The organism is Streptomyces sp. NPDC058796 (assembly GCF_042745235.1).
In the GTDB taxonomy this organism is placed as follows: Bacteria; Actinomycetota; Actinomycetes; order Streptomycetales; family Streptomycetaceae; genus Streptomyces.
In genome coordinates this window covers 163,218-187,953 of record NZ_JBHYOP010000001.1, presented here as the reverse complement: position 1 = coordinate 187,953, position 24,736 = coordinate 163,218, and the positions used below count along the sequence as shown (strand labels likewise).

Below are 24,736 nucleotides of genomic sequence, written 5' to 3'. Positions count from 1 at the left end.
TGGCCCGTTCGGGTAACGTCGTAAGGACGAACCGTAGTCAGGAGTCCGTCATGAGCGAAGAGCTCCCCCCGTCCGAGGCCGCCCGCCCCGACGAGGCCGACACGGTCGACGAGGTGCGGGCCACCGACGCCGACGCCTGGGCGACGGCGTGCGCCGAGGACCTGGAGGCGGAGAAGGCCCGCCGCCGCGCCGAGTACGGCCCGCCCTCCGGCTCGGCCGCCGAGGAACTGCGCCGGCTCGTCGACACCGTCGCCGACAAGTTGTCCGGCCTCCAGAATCCCCTGCTCGGCCAGGTCGCCGGCCCCGCCGCCCAGCAGGTGGTCCGGCAGGTCGTCCAGCAGGCCAAGGCAGCCGTCGAACCGGTCATCGAGCGCAACCCGGACGTCTTCGACCACCTCGCCGCCGCCGGTGGTGAACTCCTCGCCGCCTACCGCTCCGCCGTCCAGAACCAGGAGCGCCGCTGGACCACCCGGGACACCGCGTCGAAGGACCCGATCGACCCCCGCGACCAGGACGGACGCCGCGAGGACGGCCGGGACGACGGCGGCGAGGGCACCGGCCCGGGGCAGCGCATCGACCTGGACTGAGCCCTGCCTCGGGTACGGTTGGCCGTAGCGGGGCTCGACCGAACTGAGGGATTCATGGGACTCACCATCGGCGTCGACATCGGCGGCACGAAGATCGCGGCCGGCGTGGTCGACGAGGAAGGCAACATCCTCTCGACCCACAAGGTGCCGACCCCCACCACACCCGAGGCCATCGTGGACGCCATCGCCTCGGCGGTGGAGGGCGCGCGCGTGGGGCACGAGATCGTCGGCGTGGGCATCGGAGCCGCCGGATACGTCAACCGCCAGCGCTCCACGGTCTACTTCGCGCCCAACATCGACTGGCGCCAGGAGCCGCTGAAGGAGAAGGTCGAGGCCCGCGTCGGCCTCCCGGTCGTCGTGGAGAACGACGCCAACGCCGCGGCCTGGGGCGAGTACAAGTTCGGCGGCGGCAAGGGCCACCGCAACGTCATCTGCATCACCCTCGGCACCGGCCTCGGCGGCGGCATCATCATCGGCAACAAGCTGCGCCGCGGCCACTTCGGCGTGGCCGCCGAGTTCGGCCACATCCGCATGGTGCCGGACGGCCTGCTGTGCGGCTGCGGCTCGCAGGGCTGCTGGGAGCAGTACGCGTCGGGCCGGGCACTGGTGAGGTACGCCAAGCAGCGCGCCAACGCCACCCCGGAGCGCGCCGAGGTGCTGCTCGCGCTCGGCGACGGCACCCCCGACGGCATCGAGGGCAAGCACATCTCCGTCGCCGCCCGCCAGGGCTGCCCGGTCGCCGTCGACTCCTACCGCGAGCTGGCCCGCTGGGCCGGCGCCGGACTCGCCGACCTGGCCTCGCTCTTCGACCCGTCCGCCTTCATCGTCGGCGGCGGCCTCTCCGACGAGGGCGACCTGGTCCTCGACCCGATCCGCAAGTCCTACAAGCGGTGGCTGGTCGGCGGCAACTGGCGCCCGGTCGCCGACGTCATCGCCGCCCAGCTCGGCAACAAGGCCGGCCTCGTCGGCGCCGCAGACCTGGCCCGGGAGCCCGACCCGATCATGTGACGATCACTTCCCGGTACCGGGGACTGCGCCGACCCAAGGGGCGCGGGGAACTGCGCGACGAGCCACGCACCACCGGCAGTCGCCCACGCTCCCCGCGCCCCGAGGTGTCAGGCGCCCAAGCACCCGGTCCCGTAAATTGACCACATGGCAACGTCCCTCCAGCCGCTCCCCAACTCCCGCACCGAACCCGACGGTTCCGCCGTCATCCGGGTCCTCAGCTACAACATCCGCTCGATGCAGGACGACACCGACGCCCTCGCCCGCGTCATCGCCGCCTGCGCCCCCGACCTCGTCCTCCTCCAGGAAGCCCCCCGCTTCTTCCGCTGGCGCAAGAAGCTCACCCGCCTCGCCCGCGCCGCGGACCTGGTGCTCCTCTCCGGCGGCGCTCCCGCCGCCGGCCCCGCGCTGCTGTGCTCCCTGCGCGCCACCGTCGAGCGCACCGAGGACGTGCTGCTCCCGCTCACCCCCGGCCGGCACCGCCGCGGCCTCGCCACCGCCGTCGTCCGGATCGGCGGGGCCCGCCTCGGCGTCCTGAGCTGCCACCTCTCCCTGGAGGCGGAAGAGCGGTACGAGCAGGCCGGCCTGCTCCTCGGCCAACTGGCCGGCATGGGCGTGACCCACGCCGTGGCGGGCGGGGACCTCAACGAGCGCCCCGGTGGCCGCACCTTCCGGCGGCTCGGCGACGGGCTGCGGGACTGCTGGACGGCCGCGCCCTGGGGCGGCGAGTACACCTTCTCCGCCACCGGCCCCGACCGGCGCATCGACGCGGTCTTCGTCACGGAGGGTGTCGAGGTGCTGGGCTGCGGAGTGCCGCTGGGCCTGCCCGGGGTCGCCGAGCACGACCTGAGGGCGGCCACGGACCACCTCCCGGTCCTGACCGCCCTCCGCGTACCGGCGTCCGAGGCCTGATCCCGTACCCGCGCCCCGCCGTGCCTCCTGCCGGCGAGGCCCTAGACCACCGCGCCCCGCCCCGGATCGTCGTCGTCCTCGTCCCCCGTGCGCATCCGCGTCACCAGCGTGGCGAAGCCGCCGAGGAAGCCGCCGACGCTCACCGTCGTCAGCCACCAGGTCATGTCCCAGCCCAGCACCACCGCCAGCAGGAGCAGCACCGGCCCGCCGAGCACACCCAGCCAGGCGAACTTCGCGGTGGTGTCGCCCTCGGGCAGCGGCGGCGGCTCCGGCGGTACGAAGTGGCCCTCGTCGTCCTCGCCGAGATCCTCGTCCGAGGGCTCGGCCAGGCTGTGGTCGCGCGGGCCGGCCACTCCGGGGGCGAAGGCGACGGAGCTGCCCAGCGGCCGGGCCGAGGCGGGCTGGTCCGGCGTGGTCCGGTCGGCCTCGGGCCGGTCGTCGTTGGTCTCGGCCTCCAGCAGCGCCAGGTCCTCCACCGACTTGAACGGCTTCGCGCCCGGCGGGTCCGGCGGCTCGTCCCCGTACCCGGCGACGATCGCGGCCCAGGCGGCGTCCTCGTCCAGGGGCACGGCCGCGTCCGCGGGAGTGCGCTCGGCCGCGCGCTCCCGCCCCTCCTCGTGCCCCGGCGTCCGCTCCAGGTCCCGGTCCTCGCGCTCGCCGTGCTCCTCGCGGTCCGCGCGGCCGGACTCGTGCTCAGCCACCTGTGGTCGTCCCTTCCTTGCCGAGACCGGACTCCGGCTCCCCGACGGAACCGGGCGCGTGCCGGCCGATGAACGCGATGCTCTGGGCGAAGATCCGGTCCGCGTCATGGTCCAACGTCGCCACGTGGTAGCTCTGTTCCAGCAGGACCTCCGTCACGTCCGTCGACGAGACCCTGCCGAGGATGCGGGCCGAGTCGGCCGGCGGCACCACGTGGTCCTGCGGACTGCGCAGCAGCAGCAGCGGCTGCGTCACCTGCGGCAGGTCCCGGTCGGCCAGCCGGAAGAACGCGCGCAGCGAGTGCGCCGCGTGCAGCGGCACCCTGTCGTACCCCAGCTCGGTGCTGAGCGGCTTGGCGATGTCGCTGGCGATGCCCTTCGTCGCGGGCACGAGGTGACGCAGGACCGGCAGGGCGTGCTGGGCCACGCCGTGCATCCGGTTCGCCGGGTTGACGACCATGACGCCCGACACCGCGTCCCCGTGCCTGGCGGCGAGCCGCAGCGCCAGCGCGCCGCCCATGGACAGGCCGGCCACGAAGACGCGCGCGCAGCGCTCCCGCAGGGCACGCAGCTCGCGGTCCACCTCCGCGTACCAGTCCTGCCAGCCGGTGACCTGCATGTCCTGCCAGCGGGTGCCGTGCCCGGGCAGCAGCGGCAGCGCGACGGTCAGACCGCGCCCGGCGAGGTGGCGGGCCCAGGGGCGCAGGGACTGCGGGGAACCGGTGAAGCCGTGACAGAGGAGGACGCCGGTCTCCCCGCCCTCATGGCGGAACGGCTCGGCTCCGGGCAGGACCGGCACGTCTCGGTCTCCTGTCGTCAAGGGGCCGGCACAGCCGGACCGTCGTACTGCGATGGACGCGTGTGCGGTACTCGCGGGTACTTCACCGTACGCGACCGCACTGACACCGACCAGGGCCGTCGGGGCCATTGACGGTTCCCCGGGTTAAGGTCTGAGCCACAGACACAGGAGGCACTCGGTTGTTGTACGGCGCGATGAAGGTCACCGTCGGGGGTTCGCTGAAGCTCGCCTTCCGGCCCTGGGTGGAAGGCCTGGAGCACATCCCGGCCGACGGCCCCGCCATTCTGGCGAGCAACCACCTGTCGTTCTCCGACTCGTTCTTCCTGCCCGCGGTCCTCGACCGCAAGGTGACCTTCATCGCCAAGGCCGAGTACTTCAACACGCCCGGGGTCAAGGGGCGGCTCACCGCGGCCTTCTTCAAGGGCGTCGGCCAGCTCCCGGTGGACCGCTCCGGCGCGCGCGGCGCGGGCGAGGCGGCCATCAAGAGCGGCATAGAGGTCCTGGAGCGCGGTGAGCTGTTCGGCATCTATCCGGAGGGCACGCGTTCCCCGGACGGCCGGCTCTACCGCGGCAAGCCCGGCGGCCTCGCGCGCGTGGCGCTCGCCACCGGCGCGCCCGTCATCCCGGTCGCCATGATCGGCACCGAGAAGATCCAGCCGCCCGGCCAGGTGATGCCGAAGCTGATGCGGCCCGGCATCCGCATCGGCGAGCCCCTGGACTTCACCCGCTACCAGGGCATGGAGCACGACCGCTTCGTGCTCCGCGCGGTGACCGACGAGGTCATGTACGAGATCATGAAGCTCTCCGGCCAGGAGTACGTCGACATGTACGCGACCGCCATGAAGCGGCAGATCGCGGAGGCGGCGAAGGCCGAGAAGGAGGCGGGCAAGGCGGCGAAGGCCGCGCTCGCCCAGGCGGAGAAGGAGCAGGCCGCCAAGGAGAAGGCGGCGGCCGAGCAGGACCGGGCCGAAGACCGGTAGCGGCCGGAGACCGGCCGGCGAGAGGCGGTCCGAAGGACGTACGTACGGGCCGGGGACGGGGGGACATGGCCAGGCGCGAGAGAGTCATGAGGATGTCGGTCGAGCAGCCGCTGTGGCGCGCGCTCGCCGGCTACCGCGTGCTCACCATGCTGTACGCGATCGGGTTCTTCGCCACCGCCCACTCCGGCTTCGTCCGCCCCTGGCTCGCCGTGGCCTACTACGCCGTCCTCTTCGTCTGGACCCTGGCCACCCTGCCCAAGGTCTCCGGCGCGGCGAGCTGCACCAAGCGGTTCCTCGCCGCCGACCTCACCATCGCGCTCACCGGCATCCTGATCACCCCGCTCGCCGACGCGCCCGAGCGGGTCGCGGACGGCGGCCCGACCCTGCCGTCGATATGGACCGCCGGTTCCGTCCTGGCCTTCGCCATCAAGGGCGGCTGGCGCTGGGCGGCCGTCGCCTCCACCCTCGTCGCCGTCGCCAACCTGGTCGAACGCGGCTCCCCGGCCCGCGACACGGTCCACAATGTCATCCTGGTCTGGGTCGCCTCCATCGCCATCGGCTACGTCGTCGAGGTCGCCCGCGCCTCCGAGCGCACCCTCGCCCGCGCCCTGGAGATCGAGGCGGCGACCAGGGAGCGGGAGCGGCTCGCCCGGGACATCCACGACAGCGTGCTCCAGGTGCTCGCCATGGTGCAGCGGCGCGGCGCCGTGATCGGCGGCGAGGCCGCCGAGCTGGGCCGGCTGGCCGGCGAGCAGGAGGTAGCCCTGCGCACCCTGGTCTCCGGCGGCCTGGTGCCCGTCTCCCGCCTGTCGGAGGACGCCGCCGAGGGAGCGCTCGTCCGCGCGGTGGACGAACCGGAGTCGACGGACCCCGACGGCCCCGTCGACCTGCGCGCACTGCTCGCCCCGTACGCCGGCTCCCTGGTGAACCTCGCCGAGCCGGGCGCCCCGGTGCTGCTGGCGCCGCCCGCGGCGCGGGAGCTGGCGGCCGCGGTGGGGGCCGCCCTGGACAACGTGCGCAAGCACGTCGGAGCGGACGCGCGCGCGTGGATCCTCGTCGAGGACGAACCCGACGAGGTGATCGTCACCGTCCGCGACGAGGGCCCCGGCATCCCCGAAGGACGGCTCGCCGAGGCCGAGGGCGAGGGCCGGCTCGGCGTGGCCCTGTCGATCCGGGGCCGGCTGCGCGACCTCGGCGGCACGGCCGAACTGATCTCGGTGCCCGGGCAGGGCACGGAGGTCGAACTGAGGACACCGAAGGAATCCGGCGGCACCGCCGCTCGGGGGAAGGCGGCCGACCGTGAGTGAACGACAGGACCCGATCAAGGTCATGGTGGTCGACGACCACCCCATGTGGCGCGACGCCGTCGCCCGGGACCTCGCCGAGTCCGGCTTCGACGTGGTCGCCACCGCCGGCGACGGCGACCAGGCCGTGCGCCGCGCCCGCGCCGCCGCCCCCGACGTCCTGGTGCTCGACCTCAATCTGCCCGGCAAGCCCGGCGTCCAGGTCTGCAAGGAAGTCGTCGGCGCCGACCCGAAGCTGCGCGTCCTCGTGCTCTCCGCCAGCGGGGAGCACGCCGACGTGCTGGAGGCCGTGAAGTCCGGCGCGACCGGTTACCTGCTGAAGTCGGCCTCCACGGAGGAGCTGCAGGACGCGGTGCGCCGCACGGCCGCCGGCGACCCGGTGTTCACCCCCGGGCTGGCCGGACTGGTCCTCGGCGAGTACCGCCGCCTCGCCTCCGAGCCGGCGCCGGCGGCGGAGACCGGCGACCCCGCGGCGCCCCGGCTCACCGACCGCGAGACCGAGGTGCTGCGCCTGGTCGCCAAGGGCCTGAGCTACAAGCAGATCGCCGAACGCCTCGTCATCTCCCACCGCACCGTGCAGAACCACGTCCAGAACACCCTCGGCAAGCTCCAGCTGCACAACAGGGTGGAACTGGTGCGGTACGCGATAGAACGGGGTCTGGACGACGCGTGACCCCGCGCGGGACAGTGGCGGTGGCCTGAACCACCCGCTGTGGCAAGGGAGTTCGCGATGAAGGTCGGAGTACTGACCGGAGGCGGTGACTGCCCCGGGCTCAACGCCGTCATCCGGGCCGTCGTCCGCAAGGGCGTACAGGAGTACGGCTACGGGTTCGTCGGCTTGCGGGACGGCTGGCGCGGGCCCCTGGAGGGCGACACCGTCCGCCTCGACATCCCGGCCGTCCGCGGCATCCTGCCCCGTGGCGGCACTGTGCTCGGCTCCTCGCGCACCAACCCGCTCCAGCACGAGCACGGCATCCGCCGCATCAAGGAGAACCTCGCCGAGCTCGGCGTCGAGGCGCTCATCACCATCGGCGGCGAAGACACCCTCGGCGTCGCCACCCGCCTCGCCGACGAGTACGGCGTGCCCTGCGTCGGCGTACCCAAGACCATCGACAACGACCTGTCCGCCACCGACTACACCTTCGGCTTCGACACGGCCGTCGGCATCGCCACCGAGGCCATCGACCGGCTGCACACCACCGCCGAGTCCCACATGCGGGTGCTGGTCGTGGAGGTCATGGGCCGGCATGCCGGCTGGATCGCGCTGCACTCCGGGCTGGCCGGCGGTGCCAACGTCATCCTCATCCCCGAGCAGCGCTTCGACACCGAGCAGGTGTGCGCCTGGGTGACCTCCCGGTTCCGGGCGTCGTACGCGCCGATCGTGGTCGTCGCCGAGGGGGCGGTGCCGAAGGACGGCGACATGGTGCTCAAGGACGAGACGCTGGACTCCTACGGGCACGTCCGGCTGTCCGGCGTGGGGGAGTGGCTGGCGAAGGAGATCGAGAAGCGCACCGGCAAGGAGGCCCGGACGACGGTCCTCGGCCATGTCCAGCGCGGCGGCACCCCCAGCGCCTTCGACCGCTGGCTCGCCACCCGGTTCGGGCTGCACGCCATCGACTGCGTCCGCGACGGCGACTTCGGCAAGATGGTCGCCCTGCGCGGCACGGACATCGTCCGCGTCCCGATCGCCGACGCCACGGCCCGGCTGAAGACGGTCGACCCGGCGCTGTACGAGGAGGCCGGCGTCTTCTTCGGCTGACCGCTGACCGCTGACCGCTGTCCGCTGACCGGCGGCCGCGCGCTCCGCGCCGTATATTCGGCCCGGAGCCCAGCAGAACGGGAGCGGTCATGGAGATCCTGGCCTTCGGCGTCCAGGCCGACGAGCGGCCCCTGATCGAGCGGGCCTTCCACGGCCACGACGAGATCCGCTGCCTGGACGTCTTCCTCAACGAGGACACCGCCCCCATCGCGGCCGGCCACGAGATCGTCTCCACGTCCGTCAACGCCGACCTCGGCGCGGCCGTCCTGGAGATCCTCGCGGCCGGCGGCACCCGGATGGTGGCCCAGCGTTCCACGGGCTTCAACAACATCGACCTCGACACGGCCGAGCGGCTCGGCATGACCGTCGCCCGGGTGTCGTACTACTCGCCGTACTCGGTCGCCGAGTTCGCCTGGACGCTCGCCATGGCCGTCAACCGCCGGATCGTGCGCGCCTCCACCCGTACCCGCGACTTCGACTTCCGCCTGGACGGACTGATGGGCCGGGACATGCAGGGCCGCACCGCCGGCGTCATCGGCACCGGCAAGATCGGCGCGGCCTTCGCCCGCATCGCCCACGGCTTCGGCATGCGGCTGCTGGGCTGGGACGTCGCCGAGAACCCCGCCTGCATGGAGCTGGGCATGCGCTACGTCCCGAAGGACGAGCTGCTCGCCCGCTCCGACCTGGTCACCCTGCACGTCCCCCTGATGCCCGAGACCAGGCACCTGATCGACGCGCCCGCCCTGAAGTCGATGCGGGACGACGCGATCCTGGTCAACTCCAGCCGCGGCGGCCTCATCGACACCGCCGCCCTGGTCACCGAGCTGCGCGCGGGCCGTTTCACGGGCGTGGGCCTGGACGTGTACGAGGCGGAGGCGGGCCTGTTCTTCCTCGACAAGTCCCTGGAGGCCATCGCCGACGACACCCTGGCCCGCCTCGTCACCTTCCCGAACGTCCTGGTCACCTCGCACCAGGCGTACTACACCGAGGACGCCGTCGGCCAGATCGTCGACGCCACGGCGAAGAACGTCCTCGACTACCTGGAGGGCCGCCGCTCGGAGAACGTGCTCGTGCCCCGCAGCTGACCGACCAGCTCCCGCACGATCGCGGCGCCGTTCAGCGTCAGCACGGACTCGGGGTGGAACTGCACCCCGGCGAAACCCTCGCCGCGCAGCGCGTGCACCTCGCCGCCCGCCGAGCGGCTCACCTCGACGCCGTGCGCTGCCAGCTCGGCGGCCGCCTCGTCGTCGCAGCGCGCCGTGAAGCTGTTGTAGAAGCCGACGGTCTCGCGCCGCCCGAACAGGTCGATCTCCGTCTGCGCCCCCTGGTGGGGCACCTCCTTGCGTACGACGTCCAGTCCCAGCTCCGCCGCGATCAGCTCGTGCCCGAGGCAGACCCCGAGGACGCCGTCCCGGTTCTCCCGGATCACGTCGGCGGTCAGCGCGCGCAGGAAACGCATCCTGGGGTCGGCGGGGTCGGAAGGATCACCGGGACCGGGACCCAGCACCACCGGGCCCTCGTGGCCGAGGACCGCCTCGCGCAGCCCCTCCTCGTCGTACCGGCGCACGCTCACCGCGAGCCCCGACGAGCGCAGTACGTGCGCGAGCATCGCCGTGAAGGTGTCCTCCCCGTCGACGACCAGGGCGTGCCCGGCGAGCGCGCCGGACGGCTCCTGCATCCGCAGCCAGAACGGCGCCAGCGAGGCCCGGCGTCCGTCCAGCGCCGCCCGCACCCGGGGGTCGTCCGCCAGCTTCGGCCGCCCGGCCTCCGCACGCGGCCGGGACGGCCCTGCGCCGAGCGCCGCCAGCACCCCGGCGGCCTTGGCGTGGGTCTCGGCCACCTCGCCCGCCGGGTTCGAACCCCGCACCAGCGTGGCGCCGACCGGCACCCGCAGCCGCCCGCCCGCGTCGATGTCGGCGGTACGGATCAGGATGGGGGAGTCGAGGGTCTGGGCGCCGCCCGCGTCCCGCCCCAGCAGCGCCAGCGCCCCCGCGTAGTAGCCGCGCCCGCCGGTCTCGTGCCGCTCGATGACCCGGCAGGCGTTCTGCACCGGCGACCCGGTGACCGTCGCCGCGAACATGGTCTCCCTCAGCACCTCCCGAACGTCCAGCGAGGACTTGCCGCGCAGTTCGTACTCGGTGTGCGCGAGGTGCGCCATCTCCTTCAGCCGGGGCCCGACGACCACGCCGCCCATGTCGCCGACGGTGCACATCATCTTGAGCTCCTCGTCGACCACCATCGACAGCTCCTCGATCTCCTTGCCGTCGGCGAGGAAACCCAGCAGGTGCTCCGGGGTCGGCCCCTCGGCGGGATAGCGGTACGTCCCGCTGATCGGGTTCATGACGACCGTGCCCCCGGACATCCGCACGTGCACCTCGGGGCTGGCCCCGACCAGCGTCCGGTCCCCGGTGTGCACGACGAACGTCCAGTACGCGCCCCGCTCGCCCTCCAGCAGCCGTCGGAACAGCGCCAGCGCGTCGGCCCGCCCGAACCCGGGGACCACGCCCTCGTACGTCCGCCGGATCACGAAGTTGGCGCCCTCGCCGGCCCCGATCTCCTCGTCCAGCACCCGCCCGACGATCTCCGCGTACTCCTCGTCGCCGACGTCGAAGCCACCGCCCTCGACGCGGACGTCGTGCGCGGGCAGGGCGGCGAGGACGTCGGCGAGCGGCACGTCGTACCGCTCCTCGGGGGTCAGCACCAGCAGCGGCGTGCCGTCGTCGCGGACGTCGAAGCCGCGCTCTCGGATCTGCCGGAAGGGCACGAGCGCCAGCCCTTCGCCCGGCAGGTCGGCCAGTCTGTCGTGCTCGGTCACCGGGCCGAGCAGCAGTTCCACGGTGTCGTGGTCGTGGCCCGGGGTGCGGCGGCGCAGCAGGGAGAACGGGCGGGAGTCGGCCAGGAGGCCGTCGAGCGGTGTCATGGGTCCGGTTCCTTCTCGGTTGTCGGGAGAGGAACGGACCCGGTCGCGGAAACGCCGAAGGCCGCCCCTCGGGCGGCCTTCGCGAAGTCTTGCGTACGCGCAGTCAGTGGGCCGCCGGACGAGCGGTCCACCACCAGGTCTGGGTCGAGTGCGCGAACATACGGCGCAGCGTACCCCACCGCCCCGGTGTCCACGGAGCATTCCGTGCGTCTCATTCCCTGGGCACGGGGCGGGGGCCCCGGTCCGACCCCGTAATGTTGGGGCCGTGACCGTGAACGCTAAGACCAGCGCGAGCGCTGGCAACACCTGGCGAGACCTGCCCGCGGCGCAGCAGCCCGAGTACCCCGACACCGAGGCTCTGCGCGCAGTGATCGCGGACCTCGAGTCGTATCCGCCGCTCGTCTTCGCGGGCGAGTGCGACCAGCTGCGCGCCCGGATGGCGGCCGTCGCCAAGGGAGAGGCGTTCCTCCTCCAGGGCGGCGACTGCGCCGAGGCCTTCGACGCGGTGTCCGCGGACCACATCCGCAACAAGCTCAAGACGCTGCTCCAGATGGGCGCCGTGCTGACGTACGCCGCCTCCGTGCCCGTGGTGAAGGTGGGCCGGATCGCCGGCCAGTACTCGAAGCCGCGCTCCAAGCCGACCGAGACCCGCGACGGCGTGACGCTGCCGACCTACCGCGGCGACTCCGTCAACGGCTTCGACTTCACCGAGGCGGCCCGGGTCCCGGACCCCGAGCGGCTCAAGCGCATGTACCACGCGTCGGCGTCCACGCTGAACCTGGTGCGCGCCTTCACCACCGGCGGCTACGCCGACCTGCGCCAGGTGCACGCCTGGAACCAGGACTTCGTGAAGTCGTCCCCCTCGGGCCAGCGCTACGAGCAGCTCGCCCGGGAGATCGACAACGCGCTGAACTTCATGCGGGCCTGCGGCACCGATCCGGAGGAGTTCAAGACCGTCGAGTTCTTCTCCTCGCACGAGGCGCTGCTGCTGGACTACGAGTCGGCGCTCACCCGCGTGGACTCGCGCACCGGGCAGCTGTACGACGTGTCGGCGCACATGGTGTGGATCGGCGAGCGCACCCGGCAGCTGGACCACGCGCACATCGAGTTCGCCTCGCGCATCCGCAACCCGATCGGCATCAAGCTCGGCCCGACGACGACGGCCGAGGAGGCGCTGCAGTACATCGAGCGCCTGGACCCGGAGCGCGAGCCCGGCCGGCTGACCTTCATCGTCCGCATGGGCGCGGACAAGATCCGCGACAAGCTCCCGGAGCTGGTCGAGAAGGTCACCGCGTCCGGCGCGACCGTCGCCTGGATCACCGACCCGATGCACGGCAACACCTACGAGGCGGCCTCCGGTCACAAGACCCGCCGCTTCGACGACGTGCTCGACGAGGTCAAGGGCTTCTTCGAGGTCCACAAGGCGCTCGGCACCCACCCGGGCGGCATCCACGTGGAGCTGACCGGCGACGACGTCACCGAGTGCGTGGGCGGCGGCGACGAGATCTTCGTCGACGACCTGCACCAGCGCTACGAGACGGCCTGCGACCCGCGGCTCAACCGCAGCCAGTCGCTCGACCTGGCGTTCCTGGTGGCGGAGATGTACCGGGACCAGTGACGGACGGCCCCCGCCGGGGCCGGTGAATGGGGCGCGGGTCACACACGATCCGCGCCCCCTCCACTTTTGCCGACCTTGCGCGATGGGTAAGGTTAGGTTTGCCTCACCGATCAGTCGGGCCTTCCGGTCGTCGTCGGTACGGCACGACCTTGTACCCCGCTCGGGAGGTGAACCGCGTGTTCGTCTGCAGCTGCTTCGGTGTCACCGAGGAACAGGTGAAGAGCCACGCGGAAGCCGGCGCCTGCACGCCCCGGCAGATCGCCTCCGCCTGCAAGGCCGGCACGGACTGCGGCGGCTGCGTGCGCCGCATCCAGGCGCTGCTCGGCCGGGGCGCCTGCCCCCGCCGCCAGCTGGCCGACCAGGGGGAACCGGTCCTCGCGGAGCTTCCCGAAGCCGCCTAGCTACAGCGAGCCGGGGCCGGACGCGTCCGGCTGGGACTGCTCGATCACCGTGGACAGGTACAGCGACTCGCCCAGCTTCTCGATCAGCTCCAGCTGGGTGTCCAGGTAGTCGATGTGGTGCTCCTCGTCCGCGAGGATCGCCTCGAAGACGTTGGCCGACGTGATGTCGTGCTTGGCCCGCATCACCTCGATGCCCCGGCGCAGCCGGTCGATGGCCTCGACCTCGATCTCCCGGTCGGCCTGGAACATCTCGGTCACGCTCTGGCCGACCCGCACGTGGAAGAGCCGCTGGTAGTTCGGCAGGCCGTCCAGGAGCAGGATGCGGTCGGTGAGTACCTCGGCGTGGCGCATCTCGTCGAAGGACTCCGCGCGCGTGTACTTCGCGAGCTTGGTCCAGCCCTTGTGGTCCTGCAGCTTCGCGTGCAGGAAGTACTGGTTGATCGCCGTGAGCTCGGCGGTGAGCTGCTCATTCAGGAACTCGATGACCTCGGGGTCGCCCTGCATCGCTTGACGCTCCTTCGAACGGGAACTGGCGTGTTGCGCCGCATGATTGCACCGGCTCCCAAGATCGTCCAGTAAGTCTAGACTTAGTAAGTAAGTGCAGGCTTAGTCCATTTTGCTCTCGATTGCCCGAATGTAAGTGGGGCGGGTCCGGGGCATCGGTCCGGGTCTGTCAGGATGGAGGCATGGGTCAGCCGGTGGAACACGAATCGGGAGATGGCGGTTCGCAAGGAGCGTCGCGGTTCGAGCTCCCGCCGGGACAGCGACTGCAGCGCGGCTGGCCGGTCACGCACTACGGACCGGTCCCCAAGTTCCGCCCCGAGCGCTGGGAGTTCCGGGTCTTCGGGACCACCGCCGACGGTGAGAAGCACGGCTGGACCCACGACGAGTTCACCGCCCTGCCGTACACCACGGTCGTCGCCGACCTGCACTGCGTCACCAAGTTCAGCATGCTCGGCTCCGAGTGGGGCGGCGTTCCGGCCGCCATGATCCTGGACCTGGCCCCGCCCGGGCCGGCCGTCACCCATGTGATGGTGTGGGCCGAGTACGGCTTCAGCTCCAACCTCCGGCTGTCCGACTTCGCCGCGGAGCGCACCCTCTTCGCCACCCACAAGGACGGCGAGCTGCTCACCGCCGAGCACGGCTTCCCGCTGCGACTGGTCGTGCCGCACCTGTACGCCTGGAAGGGCCCGAAGTGGGTCCGCGGCATCGAGTACATGACCGCCGACCGCCGCGGCTTCTGGGAGGAGCGCGGCTACCACAACATCGGCGATCCCTGGAAGGAGCAGCGCTACTCCTACCAGGAGGAGCCCGGGGACGGCCCCGAGCTCTGACCTGCCGGACCGGTCGGCCTTTCCGGGTCAGCCGTCGCGCAGCTTCTTCAGCCGCTCCACGTCCGCCGCGTGCCCCTCCTTGCCGCCCGGGGTCTCGATGACCAGAGGCACGCCCTCGGTCGCCGGGTGGGCCATCAGCGCCCGGAACGGGTCCTCGCCGATGTGTCCGGCGCCGATGTTCTCGTGCCGGTCCTTGTGCGCGCCGGCCACGTCCTTGGAGTCGTTGGCGTGGATCAGCTTCAGCCGGCCCTCGCCGAGCGTGTCCACCAGCGCATCCAGGGTCTGGTGCATGCCGGACGGCCCGGTCAGGTCGTGCCCGGCTGCGAAGATGTGGCAGGTGTCCAGACACACGCCCAGCTTCGGGTGGGCGTCCAGCGCCTCGAAGTACGGCCCGAAGTCCCAGGTCCGCGAGCACAGGGACGCGCCCTGGCCCGCTGTCGACTCCAGCAGCAGGTGCGGGTCGTCGTCGTGGGTCAGCTCGTCGAGCAGCGGCAGCATGTGCTCCCGCACCTGCTTCAGCGCCACCGACCTGTCCCGTCCGCCGGTCGCACTGCCCGTGTGCACGACCACGCCGAGCGCCCCGATCGCCCGCCCGCGCCGCAGCGAGTGCCGCAGCGACTCGACCGACCGCTCCACCGTCGCCTCGGTGTGCGAACCGAAGTTGATCAGGTACGGCGCGTGCACGTACGCCGGGACCGACCCGGCCGCGCAGGCCTCCCGGAACGCCTCGTCCTGCTTCGGGTTGCCGGCCGGCGTGGCCCAGCCGCGCGGGTTGGCGACGAAGACCTGCACGGTCTCGGCCCGCAGGTCACGGGCGTAGGACAGGCCGACCGAGTGCAGGCCGCCGGCCACGGGGACGTGACCGCCGACGGGGTTGCGGGGGAGCGCGGAGGCGGGGGAGAGGGAGGCGGCGGACCGTTCACTGTTCACCCGTTCAGGGTGTCATGACTGGTGGCGCCCCCGGACCGTGAGTGCCGTCACCCGACGGTGTCACCCGGTGGCGTCATCTGATGGTGATCTTGATGGTGGACCCCTTGGGAGCGGTGTCCCCGCCGTCCGCGGACTGCTCCTTCACGGTGTCGCCGAACAGCCCGAGCAGACCGCGGTCCTCGTCCACCTCGAAGCCCGCGTCCTCCAGCTTCCGCTTGGCGTCGTCCACGCTGTCGCCGACCACGTCCGGGACCTCGATCATCTCGGGGCCCTTGGAGACCGTGAGGGTCACCGTGTCGCCCTCGGCCGCCCGGCTGCCCGGACCCGGGCTCTGGCGGGCGACCTGCCCCTTGTCGTGCTCCGAGTTCACCTGCTCGTCGGCGACCTTCACCTTCAGCCCGGCCTCGGTCAGCTCGGCCCGCGCGTCTGCCAGGTCGTCGCCGGTGACGTCCGGGACGTCGATCGGGCCGCCCTTGCTGACGACCAGCGCGACCGCGGAGCCCGCGCGCACCGTGGTGCCCGTCTTCGGCTTCGTGGAGATCACGAAGCCCTTCGGCACCTCCTCGCTGAACGCCCGGGTCACCATGCCGGGCTCCAGCCCCTCGTCCTTCAGCACGGTGCGCGCCCGGTCCAGCTTGTAGCCCTCGACATCCGGCAGCTTCACGGTGTCGGGGCCGTCGGAGACCGTGAGCGAGACCGAGTCGTTCTTGCGGATACGGGTGCCTGCTTCGGGGTCGGTGCTGATGACCTTGCCCCGCTCCACGGTGTCGCTGTAGGCGTGCTCGACCTTGCCGACGTCCAGCCCGGCGTCCTCCAGCCGGTCCCGGGCCTGCGCCTCGGTCTTGGACAGCAGTGCCGGCACCTTGGTGAACTGGCCGGAGTTGATGTACCAGACGCCCGTGCCGACGCCGAGCACCAGCAGGACGGCCACGACGACCGCCAGCGGGCCGCGCCGCACCCGCGGCCGCCGGCTCCGGGGCGGGGCCGTCGGGGGAGCGGTCAGCCGGCTGGTGCGGTTCACCCCGTCCGCGGGGAAGGCGCCGTCCGTGCCGTCGCCCTCGTCCTCGTTGACGGGCAGCGGCCGGGGCATCGTCAGCGCGCGGGGGATCACGCTCGTGCGGTCCTCCGCGTTGTCGTGCTCGCCGGGGAGCGCTTGCGGCGGCACCGCGTCCAGCTGCTCGTCGGTGAGCGCGGCACGGGCCTCACGGGTCTGTGCGAGCAGCGCCACGGCGTCGTGCGGCCGGATCCCGGGGTTGCGCGCGGTCGCCGAGGCGACCAGCTCGTCCAGCTCGTACGCCATCCCCGGCACGACGGCCGACGGCGGCGGCACGTCCTCGTGCAGGTGCTTGTAGAGGACCTGGGCCGGGGAGTCGCCCTCGTGCGGCTTGCCGCCGGTCAGCATCTCGTACAGCACGACGCCGCACGCGTACACGTCGACCCGGGGGTCGGCCGCGCCCTGCTCGATCTGCTCGGGCGCCAGGTAGGAGACGGTGCCGAGGACGGCGCCGGTGGTGTTGGTGACCGTGTCCACGGCCCGGACCAGTCCGAAGTCGGCGACCTTGACCCGGCCGTCGTCCCCTATCAGCACGTTCTCCGGCTTCATGTCCCGGTGCACGAAGCCGGCCCGGTGGGCGGCGCCCAGCGCGGCCAGCACCGGCTCCAGGATGTCCAGCGCGGCCCGCGGCCCGAGCGCCCCGCGCTCGCGCAGCACGTCACGCAGGGTGCAGCCGGCGATGTACTCCATCGCCAGGTAGACGTACGCTCCCTCGGCTCCCTGGTCGAACACCTGTACGACATTGGGATGGTCCAGCCGGGCCACCGACTTCGCCTCGCGGATGAACCGCTCCACGAAGGTGGCGTCGGTCGCGAGCGTCGGGTGCATCACCTTCAGCGCGAGCACGCGGTCCAGGCGGGTGTCCACGGCCCGGTAGACCGTGGCCATCCCGCCGACCGCGATCCGCGCCTCTACGCGGTACCGGCCGTCGAGCACCTGCCCGACGAGAGGGTCCTGGAGGGTCGTGTCCACGCAGCGAGTCTACGAGCCGCCACGGACACCCGACGCCGCCGTCGTCGATCGGCCCCGGTACTGCAGCGCACCTGTGACGCTTCCCACGCACGCACGGCGAAGACCGGGCGGCAGGACGGCGGGGCTACCGGAAAGCGGGCCGCTCCGGATCAAGCACCGCGAGGCCCTCCGCGGGAGACGACGCCTCGGCGAACCGCCGCCGCGGGATCCGCCCCGCCCGCCGCGCGCAGCGCCCCGCCTCCACGGCGAACCGCATCCCCTCCGCCATCAGTACCGGTTCCTGCGCCCGCGTCACCGCCGACGCCAGCATCACCCCCGCACACCCCAGCTCCATCGCCAGCGCCACGTCCGACGCCGTGCCGGCCCCCGCGTCCAGGATCACCGGCACGCGCGCGTGCTCCACGATCAACTCGAAGTTGTGCGGGTTGCGGATGCCCAGCCCCGACCCGATCGGCGACCCGAGCGGCATGATCGCGGCGCACCCGACGTCCTCCAGCTTCCGCGCGAGGACCGGGTCGTCGTTGGTGTACGGCAGCACCGTGAACCCGTCGTCGACCAGCGTCTCCGCCGCGTCCAGCAACTCGATCGGGTCCGGCAGCAGGGTGCGTTCGTCGGCGATGACCTCCAGTTTCACGAGGTCGGTGCCGAGCGCTTCGCGCGCGAGCCGCGCGGTGAGCACGGCCTCCCCGGCGGTGAAGCAGCCGGCTGTGTTCGGCAGCACCCGGATGCCGAGCTTCTCCAGCACCGACAGCACCGACCCGTGCACCGAGGCGTTCACACGCCGCATCGCGACGGTCGTCAGTTCCGTACCGGACGCCACCAGCGCCCGCTCCAGGACGTCGAGGCTGGGCGCCCCGCCCGTACCCATGATCAGGCGGGACCCGTAGGACGTACCGCCGAGGACGAAGGGATCGTCGGCCATGGTCAGCCTCCTTGGACGGCGGTGAGGACTTCGACGCGGTCGCCGTCGGACAGCGCGGTGGCGGCCCACCGCGCGCGCGGGACGACGGTCTCGTTAAGGGCGGCGGCCACTCCGGACGGCGCCGTGGTGAGCGTGAGCACCAGGGCGTCCAGGGCCGTGCCGGGAGCCACCTCGCGCGGCTCGCCGTTGACGGAGATGTTCATGCGGACTGCTCCGTAAGTTGCGGGAGTGCGGGGAGCGCGGGGGCGTCGGCGAAGCGCCGGGGGGTGAAGGGCCGGGCCTCTTCCGGCAGCTCGCCGGTGGTCAGGGCGTGCGCCATGACGTCGCCGGTGACCGGGGTGAGCAGGACGCCGTTGCGGTAGTGACCGGTGGCCAGCAGCAGGCCGTCCAGACCGGTCGGGCCGAGCAGCGGCGCGTTGTCCGGGGAGCCGGGACGCAGACCCGCCCGGGTCTCCGTCAGGGGCAGCTCGGTGATGCCGGGGACCAGCTCGTGGGCGTCGCGCAGCAGCTCGTAGACGCCGCCCGCGGTGACCGTCGTGTCCCAGCCCAGCTCCTCGCTGGTGGCGCCGACGACCAGCTCGCCGCTCTCGCGGGGCACCAGGTAGACGGCGTTGCCGCGTACCACGGCGCGCACCGTGCGGCTCAGCAGCGGCCCGTGCGCCCGCGGCATCGTCAGCCGCAGCACCTGCCCCTTCACCGGCCGCACCGGCGGCAGTACGTCCTGGGGCACGCCCGCAAGCCGTCCGCTCAGGCTGCCGCCCGCCAGCACCACCTGCCCGGCCTCCAGCACGGTGCCGTCGGCGGTGACGATCCCCGTGGTCCGCTCGCCGCCGTGCCCGACGGTGAGCCGGTCGGCCCACACCCGGTGGAGGACGACGCCCGCGCGGTCGCAGGCGGCGACCAGTGCGGCGGCCAGGCGCCGCGGGTCGATCTGGTGGTCGCCGTCCACCCGGAGTCCGCCGCGCACGCCCGGCGCGAGCATCGGCTCCAGGCGCCGGCACTCACGCCCCGGCAGCCACTCGGACTCCAGCCCCGAACGCTGCTGGAGCGCGTGCAGTTCCCGCAGGTGGACGCGGTCGTCGGCGTCCAGCGCCACGGCGAGGGTGCCGCAGCGGCGGTAACCGAGGTCGTGTCCCGTGACGTCCGCCAGCTCGGCGGCGAACTCCGGGTAGCGGCGGGCCGAGGCGAGATTCAGCGCGAGCAGCGTCTGCTCGCCGTAGTGCAGTTCCGTGACGGCGGCCAGCATCCCGGCCGCCACCTGGGCGGCGCCACCGCCCGGTTCCGGGTCCACCAGTGCCGTGGCGAGTCCGCGCTGCGCGGCCCGCCACGCCGTGACCAGGCCGATGATGCCGCCCCCGACGACGAGGACGTCGGGTGTACGGGACGACGTGTGCGGTGGTGACGACATGGGCGTCCAGCCCCTCCCTTCGCCGGCATGACCCGGATCAGGTTCGTACGGTCGGAGGCCGCCAGCCTCCCTCTCAGCCCGGTGCGTCCGGGCTCCCGCGAGTGCCTTACGTTGGCCACCCTAGCCCGCAGCACATCGCACTCGTAAGGGAGCCTCGCCCGTGGCCCGTTCACTCGACGGTCTCGTCCTCGCCCCCGTCGCCGACCAGGCGCCCGGTCAGGTGGGCACGCGCACCCGCTTCACCTACCACGAGCGGGACGGCGCCGTGTGGGCCGAGTACGCGGGCGGTGACGTCCTGCGCGGCCACCTGGTGGGCACCCGGGAGGGCGACCGCCTGGACTTCCGGTACGTGCAGCTCAAGACCGACGGCAGCACGTCGTCGGGGCACTGCGTGTCGACCGTCGTGGAGCTGCCGGACGGGCGGGTGCGGCTGGACGAGACCTGGGAGTGGGAGTCGCAGCGGGGCAGCGGGACGAGCGTTGTGGAGCAGCTCACCGCGCACGAGCACTGACCCGCGGTGCGCGGGGTGTCTAAGGTGATCAGGTGAGCGAGCAGACGCAGGAGCGGACCCCGGAGCGCCGCGTGGTCGTCGTGGGCGCGGGCATGGCGGGGGTGCAGACCGCGGTCGCCCTGCGCGAGCGGGGCTTCACCGGTCCCGTCACGCTGATCGGCGCCGAGCCGCACCAGCCCTACGACCGCCCCCCGCTGTCCAAGGCCGTCCTGCTCGGGACCGCCGAGGGCTCCGCCTTCGACGTCGACTTCGAGGCCCTCGGCATCACCCTGCGGCTCGGCTGCGAGGCCTTGGGCGTCCGCCCCGCCGAGCACGTCCTCGACACGTCCGAGGGGCCCGTGCCGTACGACTGCCTGGTGCTGGCGACCGGCGCGGAACCGTTGCGGCTGCCCGGCGCCGAGGGCGTGTCCGGGGTGCACCTGCTGCGCACCCTGGACGACGCCGAACGGCTGCGCCCGGTGCTCGCACGGCAGCACGACATCGTGGTCGTCGGCGCGGGCTGGATCGGCGCGGAGTTCGCCACCGCCGCGCGCGAGGCCGGCTGCGCGGTGACCGTGGTGGAGGCCGCCGACCGGCCGCTGACCGGCGCACTGCCCGCCGAGGTCGCCGCCCCGATGACGCAGTGGTACGCGGAAGCCGGCGCCGTCCTGCGCACGCACGCACGCGTGGAGCGCGTCGAGCAAGGCGAAGGCCCCGGGCAGCCCGGTCACGTGGTGGTCCTGGACGACGGTTCGCGACTGCCCGCCGACGCGGTCGTCGTCGGCATCGGCGCCCGGCCCGCCACCGCCTGGCTGGCCGGCTCCCAGATCGCCCTCGGCGCGCACGGCGAGGTCCTGGCCGACGACCGCCTGCGCACGTCCGCCACGGACGTGTACGCGGTCGGCGACTGCGCGTCCTTCCCCTCCGGCCGCTACGGGGAGCGGCTGCTGGTGCACCACTGGGACAACGCCCTCCAGGGCCCGCGCACGGTCGCCGCCGACATCGCCGGCGCCCCCGGCGGCGAGGCCCCCGAGGCCTACGATCCGGTGCCGTACTTCTGGTCCGAGCAGTTCGGCCGCTTCGTGCAGTACGCCGGTCACCACACGGCCGCCGACACGATCCTGTGGCGCGGCGACCCGGCGTCTGCCGCCTGGACGGTCTGCTGGCTGCGGGGGAGCCGCCTGGCCGCCCTGCTGGCGGTGGGCCGCCCCCGGGACCTGGCGCAGGGCAGGAGGCTGATCCAGGCGGGCACGGCGATGGACCCGCGGCTGCTGGCCGACCCGGCGAAGCCGCTGAAGGCGGCCACGGCGTAGTCCGGTTTCCGACTGTCAGTGCCAGATGGCAGGCTTGAGGCGTGACCGAGATTGACGCAAAGATCGATGCTCTCGTGCCTGCCTGGCTCACCGTTCCCGACATCGCCGAGATGCTCGGCGTCGAGGTGACCCGCGTGCGCCAGCTGATCAAGGAAGGCCAGCTCATCGCCGTACGCCGCGGCGAGAACCGCGCACTGCACATCCCGGCGGCCTTCATCGACGGGGACAAGGTCGTCAAGGGCCTGGTCGGCACCCTGACGCTGCTGCGGGACGACGGCTTCACGGCCGAGGAGATGCTGGAGTGGCTCTTCACGCCCGACGAGTCCCTGCCCGGCACCCCCGCGCAGGCGCTGAGCGAGAACCGCGGCACGGAGGTGAAGCGCCGCGCCCAGGCGCTCGCCGTCTGATCCGATCCCCCGGGCGGCGGGGGTCCGCCTCGTGGCGGCACCACCGCCGCGTCGTACCTTGGGCGGCGTACCCTGCGGAGCCCCGTCCGGGAGTCGCAGGGGCCGCAGCCCGTTAGCCGAGGTGTGCGGCCCACCGCGGGCCGCACACCGCACACCTGGGGGGACACCCGCATGCCCGACACCGCCGCGACCGCACGCGCCCGGCTCGCCGACGCCCGGCTCTACCTGTGCACGGACGCCCGCCGCGACCAGGGCGACCTGCCCGAGTTCCTCGACGCGGTGCTGGCCGGCGGCGTCGACATCGTGCAGCTGCGCGACAAGGGCATGGAGGCGGCCGAGGAGCTGGACCACCTGAAGGTCCTCGCCGACGCCTGCGCCCGCCACGGCAAGCTGCTCGCGGTCAACGACCGGGCGGACGTCGCCCACGCCGCCCGCGCCGACGTACTGCACCTCGGTCAGGGTGACCTCCCGGTGCCCGCCGCCCGCGCGATCCTCGGCGACGACGTGCTCGTCGGCCGCTCCACCCACGCCGAGTCCGAGGCCGCCGCCGCGGCCGCCCAGGACGGCGTGGACTACTTCTGCACCGGCCCGTGCTGGCCCACCCCCACCAAGCCCGGCCGCCACGCACCCGGCCTCGACCTGGTCCGGTACACCGCGTCCCTGGGCACCGGCCGCCCCTGGTTCGCCATCGGCGGCATCGACCTCGGCAATCTCGACGAGGTGCTGGAGGCCGGTGCCCGCCGCGTCGTCGTCGTCCGGGCGATCACCGCGGCGGACGACCCGGGCGCGGCGGCGGCCGAGTTCGCGAAGCGGCTGCGGCAGGCGTAGGCGCGGCGGGTGCCGCCGGCATGTGTCCAAGGGGTGGACAACAACTCGACAATGCGGACAAATATCCCGCATCCGGTTGGGTGACCGCCACCCCCTGGCTAACCTGCCCGTATGGCCCTCGGAACCGCATCCACCAGGACTGACCGCGCACGCACCGTGCGCGACATCCTCGCCACCGGCAAGACGACGTACTCGTTCGAGTTCTCGGCGCCGAAGACGCCGAAGGGCGAGAAGAACCTGTGGAGCGCGCTGAGGCGGGTCGAGGCGGTCGCCCCGGACTTCGTCTCCGTCACCTACGGCGCCGGAGGTTCCACGCGCGCGGGCACGGTGAAGGAGACCCAGCAGATCGTCGCCGACACCACACTGACCCCCGTCGCCCACCTCACCGCGGTCAACCACTCCATCGCGGAGCTGCGCAACATCATCGGCCAGTACGCCGACGCCGGGATCCGCAACATGCTGGCCGTGCGCGGCGACCCGCCCGGCGACCCGATGGGCGAGTGGGTCCCGCACCCCGAGGGCCTGACCTACGCCGCCGAACTCGTCGAACTCATCAAGGAGTCCGGCGACTTCTGCGTCGGCGTCGCGGCCTTCCCGGAGATGCACCCGCGCTCCGCCGACTGGGACAAGGACGTGGCGCACTTCGTCGACAAGTGCCGGGCCGGCGCCGACTACGCGATCACCCAGATGTTCTTCCAGCCCGAGTCGTACCTGCGCCTGCGCGACCGCGTCGGCGCGGCCGGCTGCGACACCCCGGTCATCCCGGAGATCATGCCGGTGACCAGTGTGAAGATGCTGGAGAGGTTGCCAAGGCTCAGCAACGCCTCCATCCCGGCCGAGCTGAAAGAGCGCATCCTCGCGGCCAAGGACGATCCGGCGGCTGTACGCTCGATCGGGATCGACTTCGCCACGGAGTTCTGCGCGCGGCTGCTGGCCGAGGGTGTCCCCGGACTGCACTTCATCACGCTCAACAACTCCACGGCGACGCTGGAAATCTACGAGAACCTGGGCCTGCACCACCCACCGCGGGCCTAGACCGGCCGCACATACTTACGACACACTGCGTTGCGGCCACTGGGAGAGGGGCGTACATGGGCTGGACGGTCCTCTACATCGCGTTCGGCATCGTCGCGCTGTGGCTGCTCGGTGAGGTGCTGCTGCAGTACAAGGCGCGGCTGCGCTGGCGGCTGCTCGCCTTCGGCGGCTTCGTCGGCGTCGTCGCCGGTGTGCTGCTGTCCAACGTGATCGTCATCGGTCTCGGCGCCGCCGCCTTCGCGGTCGGCCAGACCTACGTGACCCTGTCCTTCCGACGCGGCTTCGAGGCCGGCTGGGCGGTCAACGCCCCGGCGAGCCTGGTAGGCAGGCGGGCCCGTCCCGAACGCGGCCGCCAGGAGCCGACGCTGGAGGTCTCCGGCCTCGAGGCGGCCGGTTCCGACCACGACGCCCACGGCGACCGCGGCGCCTACGACGGCCACGCGCAGGGCGACGGCGACCCCTCGTACGGCGGCGACGACTACGACCGCGACGACGTCTTCACCCCCGTCCGCCCCGCCGACCCGAGCGCGGCGGAGACCACGGCCGTCTACGAGCCGCTGCCCATGCCGGACGACACCGGTTCCTACGGCGTGTACGGCGACACCGGATACGGACACGACCAGCAGACCCCGGCCGCCGCCGCGCACGGCGCCGACCCGTCCTACGCCTACGACTACTCGGGCAACGCCCAGCAGGGGTACGGGTACGACACCGGCGGCCAGCAGCAGTACGCCGCCTACTCCGACCCGTACATCGGCACCCACACCTACGGCGGGGCGTCGTACGACACCGGCGGCTACGACACGTCGGGCGGGCAGCAGTACGGCCAGCAGGGCTACGGGCAGGACCCGTACGTGACCGGCACGACCGGCGGCTACGGCGGCGAGACCCCGGCCGGCGGGGTCTGGGTGCCGCAGCAGCGCAGCACCGACGACCCCTACGGCGGTGAACTCCCGCCGGAGCAGACCTACCCGTACCAGGGCGACGGCCGGCCGCAGGGCCAGGGTCAGAGCCAGGGCTACGACGAGCAGTACCGCTTCTGACGGCGCCCCCGGCGCCC

At 72.7% G+C, this 24,736-nt stretch carries 27 protein-coding genes and 1 riboswitch; of the genes, 17 read left to right on the top strand and 10 right to left on the bottom strand.

Annotated elements, in window-relative coordinates; translation table 11 throughout:
* Positions 1-50 precede the first annotated feature (50 nt).
* The 3 genes from ACFW47_RS00855 (at position 51) to ACFW47_RS00845 (ending at position 2,504) form a co-directional block, all read left to right on the top strand.
* Entirely contained in the window at positions 51-587 is a 537-nt protein-coding gene (locus tag ACFW47_RS00855) for a DUF5304 domain-containing protein (RefSeq protein ID WP_386282794.1), read from the top strand.
* A gap of 54 nt (positions 588-641) precedes the next feature.
* Entirely contained in the window at positions 642-1,595 is a 954-nt protein-coding gene (locus ACFW47_RS00850; RefSeq protein WP_007448618.1) for an ROK family glucokinase, read from the top strand.
* A gap of 144 nt (positions 1,596-1,739) precedes the next feature.
* Positions 1,740-2,504 (top strand): endonuclease/exonuclease/phosphatase family protein, encoded by a 765-nt coding sequence (locus ACFW47_RS00845; protein WP_386282791.1) that lies wholly within the window; start codon positions 1,740-1,742, stop codon positions 2,502-2,504.
* Positions 2,505-2,545: 41 nt separating this feature from the next.
* Here ACFW47_RS00845 and ACFW47_RS00840 read toward each other — a convergent pair whose 3' ends face one another.
* Both ACFW47_RS00840 and ACFW47_RS00835 read right to left on the bottom strand, forming a co-directional pair.
* On the bottom strand, positions 2,546-3,205 hold the full coding sequence (locus tag ACFW47_RS00840) for a hypothetical protein (protein WP_386304227.1): 660 nt from the start codon (positions 3,203-3,205) through the stop codon (positions 2,546-2,548).
* Positions 3,198-4,001 carry an alpha/beta hydrolase gene (locus ACFW47_RS00835; RefSeq protein ID WP_386304225.1) on the bottom strand — a complete coding sequence of 268 codons (804 nt, stop codon included), beginning with the start codon at positions 3,999-4,001 and terminating at the stop codon, positions 3,198-3,200. The genes ACFW47_RS00840 and ACFW47_RS00835 overlap by 8 nt, the downstream gene beginning before the upstream one ends.
* A gap of 194 nt (positions 4,002-4,195) precedes the next feature.
* Here ACFW47_RS00835 and ACFW47_RS00830 point away from each other — a divergent pair, with 194 nt between their 5' ends.
* The 5 genes from ACFW47_RS00830 to ACFW47_RS00810 all read left to right on the top strand — a co-directional run bounded on the left by ACFW47_RS00830 (position 4,196) and on the right by ACFW47_RS00810 (position 9,129).
* Positions 4,196-4,981, top strand: coding sequence for a lysophospholipid acyltransferase family protein (locus tag ACFW47_RS00830; RefSeq protein WP_386282955.1), 786 nt, complete (start codon positions 4,196-4,198; stop codon positions 4,979-4,981).
* Positions 4,982-5,046: 65 nt separating this feature from the next.
* Complete coding sequence (gene macS, locus ACFW47_RS00825; protein ID WP_386282785.1) at positions 5,047-6,288, top strand: MacS family sensor histidine kinase; 1,242 nt, start codon at positions 5,047-5,049, stop codon at positions 6,286-6,288.
* Between the two features lie 22 nt (positions 6,289-6,310).
* The gene (locus tag ACFW47_RS00820; protein ID WP_386282952.1) at positions 6,311-6,958 is read left to right on the top strand and encodes a response regulator; all 648 of its coding nucleotides are present in this window, start codon (positions 6,311-6,313) and stop codon (positions 6,956-6,958) included.
* A 57-nt stretch (positions 6,959-7,015) separates the two neighbouring features.
* Positions 7,016-8,044, top strand: coding sequence for a 6-phosphofructokinase (locus tag ACFW47_RS00815; RefSeq protein ID WP_386304224.1), 1,029 nt, complete (start codon positions 7,016-7,018; stop codon positions 8,042-8,044).
* Between the two features lie 89 nt (positions 8,045-8,133).
* On the top strand, positions 8,134-9,129 hold the full coding sequence (locus ACFW47_RS00810) for a 2-hydroxyacid dehydrogenase (RefSeq protein ID WP_386304223.1): 996 nt from the start codon (positions 8,134-8,136) through the stop codon (positions 9,127-9,129).
* Here the strand turns inward: ACFW47_RS00810 and ACFW47_RS00805 are convergent.
* Complete coding sequence (locus ACFW47_RS00805; protein ID WP_386282779.1) at positions 9,081-10,964, bottom strand: anthranilate synthase family protein; 1,884 nt, start codon at positions 10,962-10,964, stop codon at positions 9,081-9,083. The two genes, ACFW47_RS00810 and ACFW47_RS00805, sit on opposite strands and share 49 nt — an antisense overlap.
* A 103-nt stretch (positions 10,965-11,067) precedes the next feature.
* The gene (locus ACFW47_RS00800; RefSeq protein ID WP_386282949.1) at positions 11,068-11,124 is read right to left on the bottom strand and encodes a trp operon leader peptide; all 57 of its coding nucleotides are present in this window, start codon (positions 11,122-11,124) and stop codon (positions 11,068-11,070) included.
* A gap of 105 nt (positions 11,125-11,229) precedes the next feature.
* Between ACFW47_RS00800 and ACFW47_RS00795 the strand changes: the two genes are divergently transcribed.
* Positions 11,230-12,582 (top strand): class II 3-deoxy-7-phosphoheptulonate synthase, encoded by a 1,353-nt coding sequence (locus ACFW47_RS00795; protein WP_386282777.1) that lies wholly within the window; start codon positions 11,230-11,232, stop codon positions 12,580-12,582.
* Between the two features lie 167 nt (positions 12,583-12,749).
* Positions 12,750-12,983: a bacterioferritin-associated ferredoxin gene (locus ACFW47_RS00790; RefSeq protein WP_073723846.1), complete on the top strand. Its 234-nt coding sequence runs from the start codon at positions 12,750-12,752 to the stop codon at positions 12,981-12,983.
* Here ACFW47_RS00790 and bfr read toward each other — a convergent pair whose 3' ends face one another.
* Positions 12,984-13,487, bottom strand: coding sequence for a bacterioferritin (bfr, locus tag ACFW47_RS00785; protein WP_386282774.1), 504 nt, complete (start codon positions 13,485-13,487; stop codon positions 12,984-12,986).
* A 182-nt stretch (positions 13,488-13,669) separates the two neighbouring features.
* On the opposite strand from bfr, the gene ACFW47_RS00780 reads away from it, so the two are divergent.
* Positions 13,670-14,317 (top strand): sulfite oxidase-like oxidoreductase, encoded by a 648-nt coding sequence (locus ACFW47_RS00780; RefSeq protein ID WP_386304221.1) that lies wholly within the window; start codon positions 13,670-13,672, stop codon positions 14,315-14,317.
* A gap of 27 nt (positions 14,318-14,344) precedes the next feature.
* Here the strand turns inward: ACFW47_RS00780 and ACFW47_RS00775 are convergent, their stop codons facing one another.
* From ACFW47_RS00775 to thiO, 5 genes are all read right to left on the bottom strand, one after another.
* Positions 14,345-15,247: a deoxyribonuclease IV gene (locus tag ACFW47_RS00775; protein WP_386304219.1), complete on the bottom strand. Its 903-nt coding sequence runs from the start codon at positions 15,245-15,247 to the stop codon at positions 14,345-14,347.
* 73 nt (positions 15,248-15,320) lie between these two features.
* Positions 15,321-17,273 carry a Stk1 family PASTA domain-containing Ser/Thr kinase gene (gene pknB / locus ACFW47_RS00770; protein WP_386304217.1) on the bottom strand — a complete coding sequence of 651 codons (1,953 nt, stop codon included), beginning with the start codon at positions 17,271-17,273 and terminating at the stop codon, positions 15,321-15,323.
* A 124-nt stretch (positions 17,274-17,397) separates the two neighbouring features.
* Positions 17,398-18,195, bottom strand: coding sequence for a thiazole synthase (locus ACFW47_RS00765; protein ID WP_386282765.1), 798 nt, complete (start codon positions 18,193-18,195; stop codon positions 17,398-17,400).
* Positions 18,196-18,197: 2 nt separating this feature from the next.
* On the bottom strand, positions 18,198-18,398 hold the full coding sequence (thiS, locus tag ACFW47_RS00760) for a sulfur carrier protein ThiS (RefSeq protein WP_386282763.1): 201 nt from the start codon (positions 18,396-18,398) through the stop codon (positions 18,198-18,200).
* Positions 18,395-19,603: a glycine oxidase ThiO gene (gene thiO, locus ACFW47_RS00755; protein ID WP_386304215.1), complete on the bottom strand. Its 1,209-nt coding sequence runs from the start codon at positions 19,601-19,603 to the stop codon at positions 18,395-18,397. The genes thiS and thiO overlap by 4 nt, the downstream gene beginning before the upstream one ends.
* A riboswitch (TPP riboswitch) is annotated at positions 19,601-19,712 on the bottom strand. (Overlaps the previous gene by 3 nt.)
* 51 nt (positions 19,713-19,763) lie before the next feature.
* Here thiO and ACFW47_RS00750 point away from each other — a divergent pair.
* From ACFW47_RS00750 to ACFW47_RS00725, 6 genes are all read left to right on the top strand, one after another.
* On the top strand, positions 19,764-20,114 hold the full coding sequence (locus ACFW47_RS00750; RefSeq protein ID WP_386282759.1) for a hypothetical protein: 351 nt from the start codon (positions 19,764-19,766) through the stop codon (positions 20,112-20,114).
* Between the two features lie 32 nt (positions 20,115-20,146).
* Positions 20,147-21,406: an NAD(P)/FAD-dependent oxidoreductase gene (locus ACFW47_RS00745; protein WP_386304212.1), complete on the top strand. Its 1,260-nt coding sequence runs from the start codon at positions 20,147-20,149 to the stop codon at positions 21,404-21,406.
* Between the two features lie 41 nt (positions 21,407-21,447).
* Positions 21,448-21,813 (top strand): Rv2175c family DNA-binding protein, encoded by a 366-nt coding sequence (locus tag ACFW47_RS00740; RefSeq protein ID WP_073722049.1) that lies wholly within the window; start codon positions 21,448-21,450, stop codon positions 21,811-21,813.
* A 171-nt stretch (positions 21,814-21,984) separates the two neighbouring features.
* Entirely contained in the window at positions 21,985-22,641 is a 657-nt protein-coding gene (gene thiE / locus ACFW47_RS00735; protein ID WP_386282754.1) for a thiamine phosphate synthase, read from the top strand.
* Positions 22,642-22,752: 111 nt separating this feature from the next.
* On the top strand, positions 22,753-23,676 hold the full coding sequence (gene metF / locus ACFW47_RS00730; RefSeq protein WP_386282751.1) for a methylenetetrahydrofolate reductase [NAD(P)H]: 924 nt from the start codon (positions 22,753-22,755) through the stop codon (positions 23,674-23,676).
* 56 nt (positions 23,677-23,732) lie between these two features.
* The gene (locus ACFW47_RS00725; protein ID WP_386304211.1) at positions 23,733-24,719 is read left to right on the top strand and encodes a hypothetical protein; all 987 of its coding nucleotides are present in this window, start codon (positions 23,733-23,735) and stop codon (positions 24,717-24,719) included.
* Positions 24,720-24,736 lie beyond the last annotated feature (17 nt).